The sequence below is a fragment of the Lelliottia jeotgali genome, assembly GCF_977070485.1.
In genome coordinates, this window is the sequence record NZ_CDRVFO010000006.1 from 253416 (window position 1) to 268262 (window position 14847).

The window sequence follows — 14847 nt, forward strand, 5'->3', positions numbered from 1 at the left end:
CGGTTCAAAAGCTCAGGCGGATGGCCAATGCGGCCAAGGTGGCAAGCAGGATCGGCAGCGTCAGGACGATGCCGGTGCGGAAGTAGTAACCCCAGGTGATGACGATGTTCTTGCGGGCCAGCACGTGTAGCCACAGCAAGGTGGCCAGGCTGCCGATGGGGGTGATTTTCGGACCGAGGTCACAGCCGATGACGTTGGCGTAGATCATGGCCTCGCGCACGATGCCGGTGGCCTCGGCGGAATGGATCGACAAGGCCCCTACCAACACAGTGGGCATGTTGTTCATGACCGACGACAGGCCAGCGGCGAGCAGCCCCGTCCCGAGGGATGCGCCCCAGATTCCGTAGCCAGCGAAGACATTGAGGATCTGCGTCAGGTAGTCGGTGAGGCCGGCGTTACGCAGGCCATACACCACGAGGTACATGCCAAGCGAGAACACCACGACCTGCCAAGGCGCGTCCTTGAGCACCTTGCGGGTTGAAATCACGTGCCCACGCGCGGCGATCAGGTAGAGGATCAGCGCACAGGCAGCAGCGATGGCGCTGATCGGAACGCCCAGCGGCTCGATGGCGAAGAAGCCAACCAGCAACAGCGCAAGCACCCACCAGCCGGCAACGAACGTCGCCTTGTCGCGGATAGCGGCTTCGGGAGCCTTCAGTTGGTCGAGTTCATAGGTACGCGGCAGGTCCTTGCGGAAGAACCACAGCAGCATTCCCAGGGTGGCGGCGATGCTGACCAGGTTCACCGGCACCATGACCGAGGCGTATTCGCTGAAGCCAATGCCAAAGTAGTCGGCGGAAACGATGTTCACCAGGTTGGACACCACCAGCGGCAAGCTCGCGGTATCGGCGATGAAGCCCGCCGCCATGACGAATGCCAGCGTCGCCGCCGGGGAGAAGCGCAGGGCCAGCAGCATGGCGATGACGATCGGGGTCAGGATCAGTGCCGCACCGTCGTTAGCGAACAGCGCCGAGACGGCGGCGCCCAGCAGGATGATGAAGGCGAACAGCTTGCGGCTGCTGCCATTGCCCCAGCGGGCCACGTGCAATGCCGCCCACTCGAAGAACCCCGCCTCATCCAGCAGCAGGCTGATGATGATGACGGCGATGAAAGTGGCGGTAGCGTTCCAGACGATCTGCCAGACCACGGGAATATCGGACAGGCTCACGACGCCCGCCAGCAGCGCCACGACGGCCCCCAGTGCGGCGCTCCAGCCCACGCCCAGGCCTTTGGGCTGCCAGATGACGAGAACGATCGTCACCAGGAAAATCAAAAATGCGATCAGCATGACTACAACTCAATCAGCGAAGGGAATTCTCAAGCACAAGCAACAGGGCTCTGCGGCCGCTCGCCCATTTCGGCAAGGCGCAATGCATCGGGGCTCAACCATTCCTGGTTGGCATCGACCACTCCCTTCAGCATCGCGTCCACCCACTGCGGCAGTTCGGGGTGCAGTCGGTAGTACACCCATTGACCCTTGCGGCGATCCATCAGGATTCCAGCCTCGCGCAACTGGGCAAGATGCCGGGAGATCTTCGGCTGGCTCAGCTCCAGCGCGTGGGTAAGTTCGCAGACACAGAGTTCGCCTTCACGGGCGATCAGCAGGGTCATCCGGGCCCGGGTGTCATCAGCCAGGCATTTGAAAACGATGGGGGGAGTCAGTGTTTCCCGCATGTGACCTCCTGGGGAATGCGTGTACGGCCAATATCTGGAAATCCGAATATATGCCAATTCGAATATACGGTAAAGCAGATATTTACACTCGCCTCGCCTTACGGGACGTCATAAAACTGGAAAAAGCCCTCGCTTTGGGCCCTATACTGGCCGTCGATACCATCCCCAGAGTCCCCAATGAACCAGTCTGATATCTCTGTCCGATTGCTTGGTACCGATCAAATCCAAGGCCTGGCTGCGCATCTGACTGCAGCGGGCTTGCCGACCCAAGACCTTTTGCAGCCCGACCGAATGTTCTATTCCTTTCATCGGGGAGAAACGGAGCTGGGATACGGGGGCATTGAAGGAACTGGTCGGACTCGTCTGATTCGCTCACTGGTTGTCGTACCGGCCCAGCGAAAGTCAGGGATCGGTACCCTGCTGCTCAGAGCACTTGAGCGAATAGCGGAAGCTGACGGAGCCCAGAGCCTTCATCTGCTGACCACAACAGCACCCGACTTCTTCGAGGCTCGGGGATATGAGCACAGAGACCGATCTCAAGCCCCAAAGGCAATTTCCAGTTCGGAGGAGTTCAAGAGCCTTTGTCCGACCTCTGCGGTCTATATGGTGAAGGATCTGGCGACATGAACTCGGTGTCACCTCAGGGAACTCGCCTCCACGAATTTCACTGAGTCCTGCGGCGCCCTGAAGATGGCGAGCCCTGGGCCCGGCATGATTGAGCGACTTCATGAGTGAGGATACAGGCGTATCCTTGGACGGTTTTAAACCTGCCTGGTAGCGGAAAACAGTCAGTCTGGTTGGCGCGTCTGCGCTCGGAAAAGCAGCAACCCCTCCAAGATGTATCTCAGAGAAATCCATGCCCAACCCAACGATTTGTAGGGGGCTCCCAGCCAGGAGCGCTCGCACCGGTTACCACGCCCCAAAAAGATACCATCATAATTTTTTTGGGGTTTTAGCACGGGGTCCTTCCTGTGATTTTTTCTGGCTGAACCTTTGCTGTGACAACCTTTATTAAACGAAAAAGCCCGAGAAATTTTGAAAAATTATGCTTTGTGACAACCTTTATTTTTGCTTCCCTAGAAGCAGCCTCCTCGCTAGGCCGCGAAATGCAAGAGACTTTGTGACAAAGTTTATTAATCGGCAACAAATTGGTTTCGTTGAATTAAAACGGTCGTCGAACAATTGAAACTGTCGCCGGTAGAGGGGAGCGTTCGCTTTCCCTTTACCGGCGGTTTTCAAGCCTCCCTGCATCTCCCCTACCTCGTACTGGCGTTTTCTCATACCCCTCCCAATTCAGGCTGATGAAACACCTTCGTCAATGTGACAAGCGCCATCCCGCGTCGCCTTACATTGCAGGCGACTGATCAAATCCCGCCCTGGCCCAGAACGTTTCTGCAGACTGACTGAGAGTTGCTTTTGGCCGGGTCAGATGAATTTCCAGGGGAATGTCCCAGCTTTCATCGAGCGCCCGGATCAAACGCCCGTCCAGTATCTCCTGCTCCGTAAGGCTCTTGGGTAGCCACGCCACGCCCTTGCTTTCCAAGGCCATGGACATCAACACCGCTGCAAGGTGACTGGTGAACAGGGGCTTGAGGTGAAGGTAATCTTCTTTGCCGCGCAGTCTGTGCGCGACGATACGGCCCAGTCCGGATTCATGGGTGTAGGCGAGGTAAGGCAATGCTGCAGGAGAAGTACCGAAGTCAGCGCGAGCACTGGCAAGCGGAACGAGAGTGTCTTCGCCTACCTTCTTGCTGGTGAACTGTTCAGGTGCCAGTAGTGGCGGAACGTCGGGGTGGCGGTGGCATAGCAAAAACTGAACCTGGCCATGAATCAGCATTTGCTCACAAACGGCCATGCTATCTGAGTGCAGTTGAACTGCCTCGATTGGCGCACCGCTTTCGGAACTCCGGAGCCACTTCGGGAAGAATGTAAACGAGAGGGAGTGTGTCGCTGCGAATTGTAGTGACCTGGCGGCTACCCCTGCGACCTCTTGAGCTTCGCTGCGTATCCGGTACAAGGATCGGGCCGCCTCCTGGGCACTGGGCAAGATATGCCTGCCAGCCTCGGTGAGCGTGGCTCCATGTGGTGAGCGCACGAACAGCTCAACTCCCATCCAGTTCTCAAGAGAGCGGACCCTGCGGCTGAAGGCCGGCTGGGTTACGTGTCGCGCTTCGGCCGCCCGCACAAAGCTTCCGTACTCCGCCAGCGCTGAAAGATCTTCTAGCCAAACAAGTTCCAAGGGCCATGCCTCCTGTGCATAGGGTCCGGCATTAATAGCATTGGGCGAGCGCTACCTCAAAGCATAACGTGGGGCCACATACAACAAGAGGAACCCGTCATGCGTATCGTCGACATCCGTGAAAAAACCGTTTCCATTGCCTCGCCAATCGCCAATGCCTATATCGATTTTTCCAAGATGACCTGCTCGGTCGTCGCTGTTGTCACAGATGTGATTCGCGACGGTAAGCCGGTCATCGGCTATGGCTTCAACTCCAACGGTCGCTATGGCCAAGGCGCTTTGATGCGTGACCGCTTCCTGGCACGTATCACTGAAGCAGACCCAGAGACTCTCATCGACCACGAAAACAACAACCTGGACCCGTTTGCCATCTGGAAAACCCTGATGACCAACGAGAAACCAGGAGGTCACGGTGAGCGCTCTGTCGCCGTGGGTACCATCGACATGGCTGTTTGGGATGCCGTAGCAAAAATCGAAGGAAAACCGCTGTACCGCTTGCTCGCTGATCGTTACCGCAACGGCGTCGCCGACGATAAAGTCTGGGTGTACGCAGCCGGCGGCTATTACTACCCTGGCAAAGATCAAACCAAGCTCAAAGCCGAGATGCAGAGCTATCTCGACCGCGGCTACGACGTCGTGAAAATGAAAATCGGCGCGGTCCCGCTGGACGAGGACATCCGCCGTATCGAAGCCGTGCTTGAAGTGGTTGGCGACGGCCGCCGCCTGGCCGTCGATGCCAATGGGCGCTTCGATCTGCAGACCGGCATCGCCTACGCCGAAGCCATCAAGCAGTACAACCTGTTCTGGTACGAAGAGATCGGTGATCCGCTCGACTACGCGCTGCAGGCTGAGCTGGCAAATCACTATGAACTGCCTATGGCCACTGGCGAAAACCTGTTCTCTCATCAGGACGCCCGCAACCTGCTGCGCCACGGCGGCATGCGGCCAGATCGTGACTATCTGCAGTTCGACTGCGCGCTGTCTTACGGCCTTGTCGAATACATGCGTACCCTCAAGGTGATGGAAGAAATGGGCTGGTCTTCCCGCCGCGTTGTACCCCACGGTGGCCACCAGATGTCGCTCAACATTGCCGCAGGCCTGCACCTTGGTGGTAACGAGTCGTATCCGGATGTGTTCCAGCCGTTCGGCGGCTTCGCGGACGGCATCAAAGTTGAAAACGGCTACGTCGGCCTGCCCGACATCCCGGGTGTCGGCTTTGAAGCCAAATCCGCCTTGTACGCAGTCATGCGTGAGCTGGGCGAGGGCTGATCATCCTTGGTGTGCGGTCTCTGTAGAAGAGGCCGCAGTACCTGGCGGCGCGCAGCACCGCCAACCCACATGCCCATCACAAAAATAAAATGAGGTGCTTTCGTGGAAATTTCCAAATCCCGCTGGTACGGCCAGCTGTATGTGCAAGTGCTGATCGGCATCGTGATCGGCGCGGCAATCGGTTACTTCTTACCCGATATCGGTGCCAAGCTCCAACCCTTCGCCGATGGCTTCATCAAACTGATCAAGATGCTCTTGGCACCGATCATCTTCGGTACGGTTGTTGTTGGTATCGCCAAGATGGGCAGTATCAAAGAGGTTGGTCGAATTGGCGTTAAGGCGCTTATCTACTTCGAGATACTGTCGACCATTGCCTTGGTCGTCGGCCTCATTGTGGTCAACATCGTTAAACCCGGCGAAGGCATGAACATCAATGCCAACGCCCTCGATGGCAGTGCCATCAGCAAATACAGCCAAGCCGCGAGTGAACAAGGCGGCACGATCGAATTCTTCCTCAATATCATCCCGCATACCTTCGTCGGCGCTTTCTCCAACGGCGTAATGCTGCAGGTGATCCTGCTTTCTGTCTTGATGGGCGTCGCTCTGGTGCAGATGGGTGAAACCAGCAAGCCGCTGATCAATACCATCGACTTGTTCCTTCAAGGCCTGTTCAAAATCGTCGCAATGGTCATGCGCCTCGCTCCGATCGGCGCGGGTGCCGGCATGGCATTCACCATTGGCAAATACGGTATCGGCACGTTGCTGTCACTCGGCCAATTGCTGGTCGCACTGTATATCACCACTCTGATATTCATTGTGGTCGTGCTCGGTGCCGTCGCCAGATGGTCCGGAATGCCGCTGATGCAGTTCCTTCGTTACTTCAAAGATGAAATTCTCATCACCCTCGGCACGTGTTCAACCGAAGCCGTGCTACCGAGAATGATGGTGAAACTAGAGAAGCTCGGCTGCAAGAAATCGGTGGTCGGCATGGTGCTGCCTACGGGCTACACCTTTAACGCGGACGGCACCTGCATCTACCTCACAATGGCTGCCATCTTCATCGCTCAAGCGACCAATACGCCGCTGACATTCATGGATCAAATGATTCTGCTGGCCGTATTCCTGCTGACCTCCAAAGGCTCGGCTGGCGTTGCGGGTGCGGGGTTTGTAACGCTGGCTGCAACGCTCACAACTATCCATTCCATTCCGCTGGTTGGCCTTGTGCTGCTGCTGGGCATCGATCGGTTCCTCAACGAAGCGCGGGCGGTGACCAACCTGATCGGTAATGGCATCGGCACCATCGCGATCGCCAAGTGGGACAACTCGTTTGATGTCGAAGCTTGTGAACGAGAAATCGCAGCCATGAAACAGGAAAAGGCGGCAAGGAAGGCCTTGCTGGCGCATAAGTGACTCGCCCTCACTTCCGGTCATCGCGCTTGGAGGTCGGCGGTGATCGGTCGTGATCTTGTTTCTATAGTCTCGCAAAGCGTGCTCTGCACCAGCGGAATGAACTTAATGGAGCCGAATATGATCGAGCGATCGCATCATGAATTGCGCAAGGCGTTTTGTGATCTGCTTCAAGGACATGTCTGTAAATTTGCTGCTTCTGTATTCGATCCCATCTCGGTGCGTATGGCATCCGACCTCGGTTTCGAGGTGGGTATACAGGGAGGCTCTGTCGCCTCGCTTCAAGTGCTTGGGGCACCGGACATTGCACTCCTGACGCTTGATGAATACGTCGAGCAGGTCACCAGAGTTGGGCGCGCGAGCCAAATCCCTGTCATCGCAGACGCCGACCATGGGTTTGGGAATGCGCTGAATGTCATGCGCACAGTCAGTGAGTTGCAGAAAGCCGGGGTTGCCGCGTTAACCTTGGAAGACACTCATCTGCCGGCCAGGTACGAAGAGCAGTCGCCGGTGCTGATCGGAGAGGAAGAGGCAGCAGCCAAGATCTACGCAGCTCGATTTTCCCGCTCGGATGACAGCCTCAGCATCATCGCCAGAACGAACGTGGCCGCAACCACTTTAGAAGATTCTATCGCTCGTACTGCGGCCTATGAGAAAGCGGGTGCAGATGCTATCTGTTTGGTCGGGGTCAAAGACTTCCATCACCTAGCGGCACTCACGGAACACCTCACCACGCCGATCATGCTTATCAACTACGGTAATCCAGCCCTCTGCGATGTTGAAAAACTTAGCGCGGCCAATGTGCGTATCGTGGTCAATGGGCATGCCCCTTATTTTTCAGCGATCAAGTCGATCTACCAAGCGCTGCGTGAGCAAAGCGGTTCACAGGGGCCTGAACTTTCCCTTCCTGAGCTGATTTCGAAGTACACGCGCGTCGAAAGTTATCGAGAGTGGACAAAGACGTATCTGAAGGTGGGGCACGACTCGCCATGCGGAGTCACCCCACGCGGCCCGCAGCTCTGCAACTGAAATCGAGCAGTTTTTGGTGAAAGCGGAGGCCTGACGGCCCCCGCCCTTCCTCACTGATCAGTTTGCCTGGTGTGCAATTTCACTATGCCTAGGCAGTGCGATCGAGATGAGTGCGGCAGTCAATACGAAGATGCTGGAGACCCACAAACAAGCCTCTAACCCATAAGCTTGGAACACCCAACCTGACAGCAACGTGCCGACCAAGCGACCGAGGGCGTTGGACATGTAGTAGAAGCCTACATCCAGGGAGACGCCGTCTTCCTTGGCATAGCTGACGATCAGGTAGCTGTGCAGCGATGAGTTAACCGCGAACAGCACGCCGAACAGCATCAACCCACCAAGCAGCACTATTTGCGCCGACCAGCCTGCCGACAGGCCCACGGCTATGAGCGCTGGGAGCCCGGCCAGGGCGATTGCCCAGATGAAGGCCGCTCTGCCATCGGGCACATGACCGCGCTTCTTGCCGGTGATGTGAGGAGCAAGCGACTGGACGATGCCATAGCCGATCACCCACGCGGCCAAGAAACCACCGACCAGCCAGAAGTCCCAGCCAAACGCCGTGCTCAGGTACACCGGCAACGCCACGACGAACCAGACGTCCCGGGCACCGAACAAAAACAGCCGTGCGGCCGAGAGGATGTTGATGGCCCGGCTCTTGGACAGCATGTCGCGGAACTTCGGTTTGGCCTTGGCTTTGCCCAAGTCCTTTTTCAGCAGCATCAAACTGCCGATCCAGATCAGAGCCAGTACTGCAGCCATGGCCAGCACTGCCAGGGTGAAGCCGAGCAGCGCAAGCAGTGCTCCCCCAAGGAAGAAGCCCACGCCTTTGAGCGCGTTTTTCGAGCCCGTCAGGATGGCTACCCACTTGTAGAGGGTGCCTTGCTGGCTGTCCGGCACCAAGAGCTTGATGGAGCTCTTGGCGCTCATCTTGTTCAGGTCCTTGGCAATGCCGGACAGCGCTTGGGCGGCCATCACCCAGGGCACCGTCAGCCCGGCTGCCGGTACCGTGAGCATCAGCAGGGCCACAACCTGCATGCCAAGGCCGATGTTCATGGTGCGGTTGAGCCCTAGGCGGGCGCCGAGGTAGCCGCCCACGAGGTTGGTGATCACGCCGAACACTTCGTAGAACAGGAACAGCGCCGCGATCTGCAGCGGCGTGTAGCCCAGCGAATGGAAGTGCAGTACCACCAACATGCGCAATGCACCGTCGGTGAGGGTGAAGGCCCAGTAATTGCCGGTAACCAGCAGGTACTGACGCACTTGTGCAGACAGGGCTGACAACGCCTTCATGATCGCGGTTTACTCCGCTGCGCCGACCAGGCGTGCCAGCTCAGCTGCACGGTTGGCGTAGCCCCACTCGTTGTCGTACCAGGCGTAGATCTTCACCTGGGTGCCATTGACCACCAAGGTCGACAGCGCGTCGATGATCGAGGAGCGCGGATCGGTGCGGTAGTCGATGGACACCAAGGGGCGCTCTTCGTAGCCCAGGATGTCTTTCAACGGACCTTCGGCCGCGGCCTTCAGCAGCGCGTTGACCTCTTCAGCCGTTGTCTCGCGTTCCACTTCGAACACGCAGTCGGTCAGCGAGGCGTTGGCCAGCGGTACGCGCACGGCGTGACCATTCAACTTGCCGCGCAGCTCGGGGAAGATCTCGGCGATTGCGGTGGCCGAGCCCGTGGTGGTCGGGATCAGGCTCATGCCTGAGGCACGGGCACGGCGCAGGTCCTTGTGCGGTGTATCGAGGATGCTCTGGGTATTGGTGAGGTCGTGAATGGTGGTGATCAAGCCGTGGCGGATGCCCAGGTTCTCGTGAATCACCTTCACCACCGGGGCCAGGCAGTTGGTGGTGCAGGAGGCGGCGGTGACGATACGGTGCTGCGCCGGGTCGAACAGGTGCTGGTTGACGCCCATCACCACGTTCAGTGCGCCTTTCTCCTTCACTGGAGCGCAGACCACCACACGTTTGACGCCCTGATCCAGGTAGGCCTGGAGCACGGCTACCGACTTCATCTTGCCGCTGGCCTCGATGACCAGGTCGCAGCCCGACCAGTCACTGTCCGCGATGGTCTTGTTCGCGGTGACCTTGAGGCGCTTGCCTTCGATCACTACCGCGTCGCCTTCTGCGCGGGCTTCTCGGTGCCAGCGTCCGTGGATCGAATCGAAGTTGATCAGATGGGCATGGGTCTCGGCGTCACCGGCCGGGTCATTGATCTGCACAAACTCGAATTCCGGCCAGTCCCAGGACGCGCGAAGCGCCAGGCGACCAATACGGCCAAACCCATTGATACCTACCTTGATAGCCATGTTCTTGTTCTCGGATCGCGATTAACGAATGGTCAGAGGGTGACGCTGAACTGGTTGATGTACCCATCGTGCGCAGCGTTCTGGATCGCACGTGGGCGCAACAGCTTTCTGCAGCGTTGCCAGCACGGAAGACGGGTGCAGTTGCCTGCTCAGAAAGCCTCAAATGGATCGTTGGTTGACACGCTTGGATAGTTCTTCTGCGGACTCCTTGCGCTCGGAGTAGCGATCGACCAGGTAGTCGGAGCGGTCACGAAGCAGCAGGGTGAACTTCACCAGCTCCTCCATCACGTCGACGACACGGTCGTAGTACGAAGAGGGCTTCATGCGGCCCGCCTCATCGAATTCCAGATAGGCCTTCGGCACGGACGACTGGTTAGGGATGGTGAACATGCGCATCCAGCGGCCGAGGACACGCAACTGGTTGACCACGTTGAACGACTGCGAGCCGCCGCAGACCTGCATCACCGCTAGGGTTTTGCCTTGGGTCGGGCGCACGGCGCCCATGCTCAGTGGAATCCAGTCGACCTGCGACTTGAACACGCCGGTCATTGCACCGTGGCGTTCTGGCGAGCACCAGACCATGCCTTCGGACCACAGCACCAGATCGCGCAGCTGCTTGACCATGGGGTGGTCATCGGGGGCGTCGTCCGCCAATGGCAGACCGGACGGATTGAAGATTCGCGTTTCGGCACCGAAGTGTTCCAGCAGGCGGGCTGCTTCTTCTGTCAGCAGACGGCTGAAGGAACGTTCGCGGGTCGATCCGTAGAGCAACAGGATGCGAGGCTTATGGGTGGACTTTTGCTCGACTGCCAGTTTGTCTGCGGTCGGCAGGTCGACCAGGTCGTTGTCGATGTTGGGGATGTGGTGTTCGGTCATGATTTACTCCTGAGGCAAGTCACCCGATGGCTGATCGAACCAGCGGCGCTTGAGCCACAAGGCCACGCCTACCAGTGAGATCAGTACCGGCACTTCCACCAAAGGCCCGATGACGGTGGCAAACGCCACCGGCGAGGCGAGACCGAAGGTGGCGATGGCCACGGCAATGGCCAGTTCAAAGTTGTTGCTCGCTGCGGTGAATGCCAGCGCAGTGGTACGCGGGTAGTCGGCCTCCAGCAGCTTGCCCATCCAGAAGCTGATGAAGAACATCACCACGAAGTAGATGGTCAGCGGGATAGCGATGCGCAGCACATCCAGCGGCAGTTGCATCACCATGTCGCCTTTCAGGCTGAACATGGCGATGATGGTCAGCAGCAGTGCCAAGAGGGTCAGCGGGCTGATCTTCGGAATGAAGCGCTCCTGGTACCAGGTCTCGCCCTTGCTGCTGATCAGGATCTTGCGGGTCAGGAAACCGGCCAGGAACGGGATGCCCAGGTAGATCAGTACCGATTGGGCGATTTCGAGGAAGCTGGTCTCGATGACGCTTCCCTCAAGGCCAAACAGCGGCGGCAGCAGGCCCAGGAAGATCCAGGCGTACACGCTGAAGAACAGGATCTGGAAAATGCTGTTGAAGGCGACCAGACCGGCCACGTACTGGTTGTTGCCACCAGCGATCTGGTTCCACACCAGGACCATGGCGATGCAGCGTGCCAAGCCGATGAGGATCAGGCCAGTCATGTACTCGGGCTTGTCGGAAAGGAAGACGACGGCCAGTCCGAACATCAGGACCGGGCCGATCACCCAGTTCTGGATCAGCGACAACGTGAGGATGCGTTTGTCCTTGAAGACCTGCGGCAACTCCTCGTATTTCACCTTTGCCAGAGGGGGGTACATCATGACGATGAGGCCAATGGCGATGGGGATGTTTGTCGAGCCTACCGACAGGCTGTTCAGCCACGCTGGCAATCCCTGGAACAGGCTGCCCAGACCAATGCCCAGGCCCATGGCCAGAAAGATCCAGACCGTCAGATAGCGGTCGAGGAATGAAAGTCGGCTTTTGCTCATGGTGGATCTCCCTGAATGTCAGAGCGTTCCGATGCGGGCCAGCTCGACCTTGAGCTGGGCCGCATCCAGTTGTTCGAAAGGCAGCGCGAGGAATGCCTTGAAGCGTCGTTTGATCTGCTCAAGCGTGACGTCGAACGCAGCGTCCAACTCGGCGGTGTTGCCCTGCAGGTCCGAAGGGTCGGAGAGCCCCCAGTGGGCTTTCACTGCTGGTCCGAAGAAAACGGGGCAGGCTTCGCCAGCGGCCTTGTCGCAGACGGTGATGACAAAGTCCGGTGCCAGCTCGGCATGCGCGTCACTGGACTTGCTGCTGAGGTCCTTGGTGGAGATACCGGCACGCTGCAGCGCGGTGATGGACTGCGGGTGCACCTCACCCTTTGGCTGGCTGCCGGCGCTGTAGGCCTTCATGCCGGCCGGGGCCAGGTGATTGAAAACGGCCTCGCAGAGGATGCTGCGGCAGCTATTGGCGGTGCAGAGGAACAGAACTTTCATCGGTTTTTCTCGGCAAGGATCAGCAGCACGAGGCGACGCGTTGTGGACGGTCACCCATGGAGTCCAGACGTTTGGTGCTGGTACTCAGCCATTCGCGGTTGGCTTCCAGCGTCGTCGCCAGGACCTCACGTACCCAGGCGGGAAGCGATGGATGCAGCCGGTAATAAACCCACTGGCCCTGACGGCGGTCTTCCAGCAGGTCACAGGTGCGCAGCTGCGCCAGGTGGCGGGAAACCTTGGGCTGGCTTTCTTCCAGCGCGCAGGTCAGCTCACAGACGCAGAGTTCTTCCTCGCGTGCGATCAGCAGCATCATCCGAATGCGGTTTTCGTCGGCGAGGCATTTGAAGACCTTGGTAGGGGTCAGCGAGTCAGTCATGGGTTACTCAGTGTTTGGTTTTCACAAGGACGAACATCTTGATGCGCTCATGGATCTCGTGAAGGGTGTGTCGGAAGGCATTGTGTTTGTCACCGGTCACTGCGCTGAAGGCGTCGAAATGCACAGGGTCCGTGTGCCTGCGCAAAGGTTGGCGAGCTGAGAGTGAGCAGCGTTTGCAGTACAAACAAGCAGAACGCTGATTTTGCCAGTCATCACTTGGCACCCTGCGTATATGATTTTTCGAATATACGCTTTTTCGAATGTATCGCAACCCTTCGATGATGGGTGTACTCATCTTGGATGAGCAGACATCGATGGTGGCACCCCGCGTGAAAAACGATTGAGGAAGCTTGCGCAGGTCAGCATCGGTTTGATCCGAGCCTGGCTGATACCGCTCGGCTGGGCGCCGGGAGACATATTTTGAAGACTGGACCGGACCACAGGCCCCATGATTTGGGGCCTGCCGCAACAGCTTCAGTTATGTGAGCTCACTGTAACCCCCCCCATCGGAGGGTCGTCGTTCCAGGGTTTCGAACCTCAGATCTGCATCGCCATCCCATCCACATTCATCGCCGCCTGGCGCAAGGCCTCGGAGCGGGTGGGGTGCGGGTGGCAGGTGAGGGCGATGTCTTCAGCCGAGGCCGAGAATTCCATCGCCACGCAGAACTCGCCAATCATCTCGCTGACGCTTGGGCCGACCAGATGCACGCCCAGTACCTCATCGGTGTTGGCATCAGCGAGGACCTTGGCGAAGCCTTCGGTCTCATGGTTGATCTTCGCGCGGCTGTTGGCGGTGAAGGGGAACTTGCCCACTTTGTAGGCGCGGCCCTCTGCCTTGAGTTGCTCTTCGGTCTTGCCGACGCTGGCCAACTCGGGGCGGGTGTAGATCACGCCGGGGATCAGGTTGTAATTGACTTCGTGGGGTTTTCCGGCGATGCGCTCGATGCAGGCGACCGCTTCATCTTCGGCCTTGTGCGCCAGCATTGGGCCGGAGGTGACGTCGCCAATGACCCAGACACCCGGTACCGAGGTGCGATGATGCTCGTTGGTGAGCATGCCGCGTTTATCGGTCTGCAGCCCGACACTTTCCAGATTCAGGCCTTGGGTATAAGGACGACGGCCGATGGCAACCAGTACGTAGTCGGCTTGCAGTGTTTCTGCAGCGCCGCCGGCGGCCGGCTCCAGCGTCAGGCTGACGCCGTCGGGCGAGGCCGTTGCCTGAGTCACCTTGCTGCCGAGCTTGAAGGCCATGCCTTGCTTGGCCAGGGCCTTTTGCAGGGTCTTTGCGGTTTCCTCATCTGTGCCGGGGCAGATGCGGTCGAGGTATTCAATGACGGTGACCTGGCTGCCCAGGCGACGCCACACCGAACCCAGCTCCAGGCCGATGACGCCGGCGCCGATCACGATCAGGTGCTTGGGCACCTCGGGAAGGGCCAAAGCGCCTGTGGAATCGATGATGCGCTGGTTATCAATAGTCACGCCTGGAAGGGGAGTGGGCTCGGAGCCGGTAGCGATGACGATGTCCTTGGCCTGCAGCGAGATCTCGCTGCCGTCCTCGGCTTTGACGATGACCTTGCCGACGCCATCCAGGCGGCCCCAGCCTTTGATCCAGTCGACCTTGTTCTTGCGAAACAGGTATTCGATGCCTTTTGTCAGGCCTGTCACGCTCTCGTCCTTTTGTTTCATCATCTGGGCGAGGTTCAGGGTTGGCTTCACTTCGATGCCGAGGTGTGCAAACTCGTCACCGCTGGCTGCCTCATACAATTCCGAGGCATGCAGTAACGCCTTGGACGGCATACAGCCGACGTTCAGGCAGGTACCTCCTAGGGTCGAGCGGCCTTCCACACAGGCGACACTCAGGCCCAGTTGCCCAGCACGAATCGCCGCGTTGTAGCCGCCGGGACCACCGCCGATGATCACCACGTCATAGGATTTCATGGGTTTCTACTCCAGATGAAGAAGCGCGAGATGGACACAAGGTTAAGCTGAGAGCGCTAAATTGTATACAATCTGCAGTATTCATAAGATCAGTTAGTTCTAGACCTTGGTTCATTCAGCGGAAACTTCGCACGAATGAACTACCCTGATTCGGTGGTGTTCGAAATTTCATGTATCGAGC

14 protein-coding genes are annotated in these 14847 nt (G+C 58.3%); 4 read left to right on the forward strand and 10 right to left on the reverse strand.

Annotated elements, in window-relative coordinates; genetic code table 11:
- Positions 1-4 precede the first annotated feature (4 nt).
- Both ACW4TB_RS11605 and ACW4TB_RS11610 read right to left on the reverse strand, forming a co-directional pair.
- On the reverse strand, positions 5-1288 hold the full coding sequence (locus ACW4TB_RS11605; protein WP_049695270.1) for an arsenic transporter: 1284 nt from the start codon (positions 1286-1288) through the stop codon (positions 5-7).
- A gap of 29 nt (positions 1289-1317) precedes the next feature.
- Positions 1318-1674 (reverse strand): metalloregulator ArsR/SmtB family transcription factor, encoded by a 357-nt coding sequence (locus ACW4TB_RS11610; RefSeq protein ID WP_049695271.1) that lies wholly within the window; start codon positions 1672-1674, stop codon positions 1318-1320.
- 177 nt (positions 1675-1851) lie between these two features.
- On the opposite strand from ACW4TB_RS11610, the gene arsN2 reads away from it, so the two are divergent.
- The gene (gene arsN2, locus ACW4TB_RS11615; RefSeq protein ID WP_023048556.1) at positions 1852-2301 is read left to right on the forward strand and encodes an arsenic resistance N-acetyltransferase ArsN2; all 450 of its coding nucleotides are present in this window, start codon (positions 1852-1854) and stop codon (positions 2299-2301) included.
- Positions 2302-3019: 718 nt separating this feature from the next.
- Here arsN2 and ACW4TB_RS11620 read toward each other — a convergent pair.
- Complete coding sequence (locus ACW4TB_RS11620; RefSeq protein ID WP_012316907.1) at positions 3020-3913, reverse strand: LysR family transcriptional regulator; 894 nt, start codon at positions 3911-3913, stop codon at positions 3020-3022.
- Positions 3914-4012: 99 nt separating this feature from the next.
- Here ACW4TB_RS11620 and ACW4TB_RS11625 point away from each other — a divergent pair, with 99 nt between their 5' ends.
- From ACW4TB_RS11625 to ACW4TB_RS11635, 3 genes are all read left to right on the forward strand, one after another.
- A complete protein-coding gene (locus tag ACW4TB_RS11625) occupies positions 4013-5182 on the forward strand; it encodes a mandelate racemase/muconate lactonizing enzyme family protein (RefSeq protein ID WP_012316906.1) in 1170 nt (389 codons plus the stop codon).
- Positions 5183-5284: 102 nt separating this feature from the next.
- On the forward strand, positions 5285-6592 hold the full coding sequence (gene dctA / locus ACW4TB_RS11630; protein WP_012316905.1) for a C4-dicarboxylate transporter DctA: 1308 nt from the start codon (positions 5285-5287) through the stop codon (positions 6590-6592).
- A gap of 117 nt (positions 6593-6709) precedes the next feature.
- Complete coding sequence (locus ACW4TB_RS11635; RefSeq protein ID WP_279932409.1) at positions 6710-7618, forward strand: isocitrate lyase/PEP mutase family protein; 909 nt, start codon at positions 6710-6712, stop codon at positions 7616-7618.
- A gap of 57 nt (positions 7619-7675) precedes the next feature.
- Here ACW4TB_RS11635 and arsJ read toward each other — a convergent pair whose 3' ends face one another.
- The 7 genes from arsJ to lpdA form a co-directional block, all read right to left on the reverse strand.
- On the reverse strand, positions 7676-8908 hold the full coding sequence (arsJ, locus tag ACW4TB_RS11640) for an organoarsenical effux MFS transporter ArsJ (protein ID WP_279932407.1): 1233 nt from the start codon (positions 8906-8908) through the stop codon (positions 7676-7678).
- Positions 8909-8917: 9 nt separating this feature from the next.
- Complete coding sequence (locus ACW4TB_RS11645; RefSeq protein ID WP_279932405.1) at positions 8918-9922, reverse strand: ArsJ-associated glyceraldehyde-3-phosphate dehydrogenase; 1005 nt, start codon at positions 9920-9922, stop codon at positions 8918-8920.
- 159 nt (positions 9923-10081) lie between these two features.
- Positions 10082-10798, reverse strand: a complete 717-nt coding sequence (arsH, locus tag ACW4TB_RS11650; protein ID WP_012316901.1) for an arsenical resistance protein ArsH — start codon at positions 10796-10798, stop codon at positions 10082-10084.
- 3 nt (positions 10799-10801) lie between these two features.
- Positions 10802-11863: an ACR3 family arsenite efflux transporter gene (arsB, locus tag ACW4TB_RS11655; RefSeq protein ID WP_279932402.1), complete on the reverse strand. Its 1062-nt coding sequence runs from the start codon at positions 11861-11863 to the stop codon at positions 10802-10804.
- An 18-nt stretch (positions 11864-11881) separates the two neighbouring features.
- Positions 11882-12352, reverse strand: a complete 471-nt coding sequence (locus ACW4TB_RS11660; protein WP_012316899.1) for an arsenate reductase ArsC — start codon at positions 12350-12352, stop codon at positions 11882-11884.
- Between the two features lie 19 nt (positions 12353-12371).
- Positions 12372-12728: a metalloregulator ArsR/SmtB family transcription factor gene (locus ACW4TB_RS11665; protein ID WP_012316898.1), complete on the reverse strand. Its 357-nt coding sequence runs from the start codon at positions 12726-12728 to the stop codon at positions 12372-12374.
- 537 nt (positions 12729-13265) lie between these two features.
- Positions 13266-14666: a dihydrolipoyl dehydrogenase gene (gene lpdA, locus ACW4TB_RS11670; RefSeq protein WP_012316897.1), complete on the reverse strand. Its 1401-nt coding sequence runs from the start codon at positions 14664-14666 to the stop codon at positions 13266-13268.
- Between the last annotated feature and the right edge of the window lie 181 nt (positions 14667-14847).

Bases quoted from the DNA above. Each gene is read 5' to 3' on its own strand.
- arsJ (WP_279932407.1), bottom strand. From the start codon at position 8,908: ATGAAGGCGTTGTCAGCCCTGTCTGCACAAGTGCGTCAGTACCTGCTG.
- ACW4TB_RS11665 (WP_012316898.1), bottom strand. From the start codon at position 12,728: ATGACTGACTCGCTGACCCCTACCAAGGTCTTCAAATGCCTCGCCGAC.
- ACW4TB_RS11635 (WP_279932409.1), top strand. From the start codon at position 6,710: ATGATCGAGCGATCGCATCATGAATTGCGCAAGGCGTTTTGTGATCTG.
- ACW4TB_RS11625 (WP_012316906.1), top strand. From the start codon at position 4,013: ATGCGTATCGTCGACATCCGTGAAAAAACCGTTTCCATTGCCTCGCCA.
- ACW4TB_RS11610 (WP_049695271.1), bottom strand. From the start codon at position 1,674: ATGCGGGAAACACTGACTCCCCCCATCGTTTTCAAATGCCTGGCTGAT.
- ACW4TB_RS11605 (WP_049695270.1), bottom strand. From the start codon at position 1,288: ATGCTGATCGCATTTTTGATTTTCCTGGTGACGATCGTTCTCGTCATC.
- arsN2 (WP_023048556.1), top strand. From the start codon at position 1,852: ATGAACCAGTCTGATATCTCTGTCCGATTGCTTGGTACCGATCAAATC.
- ACW4TB_RS11660 (WP_012316899.1), bottom strand. From the start codon at position 12,352: ATGAAAGTTCTGTTCCTCTGCACCGCCAATAGCTGCCGCAGCATCCTC.
- ACW4TB_RS11645 (WP_279932405.1), bottom strand. From the start codon at position 9,922: ATGGCTATCAAGGTAGGTATCAATGGGTTTGGCCGTATTGGTCGCCTG.
- arsB (WP_279932402.1), bottom strand. From the start codon at position 11,863: ATGAGCAAAAGCCGACTTTCATTCCTCGACCGCTATCTGACGGTCTGG.
- arsH (WP_012316901.1), bottom strand. From the start codon at position 10,798: ATGACCGAACACCACATCCCCAACATCGACAACGACCTGGTCGACCTG.
- lpdA (WP_012316897.1), bottom strand. From the start codon at position 14,666: ATGAAATCCTATGACGTGGTGATCATCGGCGGTGGTCCCGGCGGCTAC.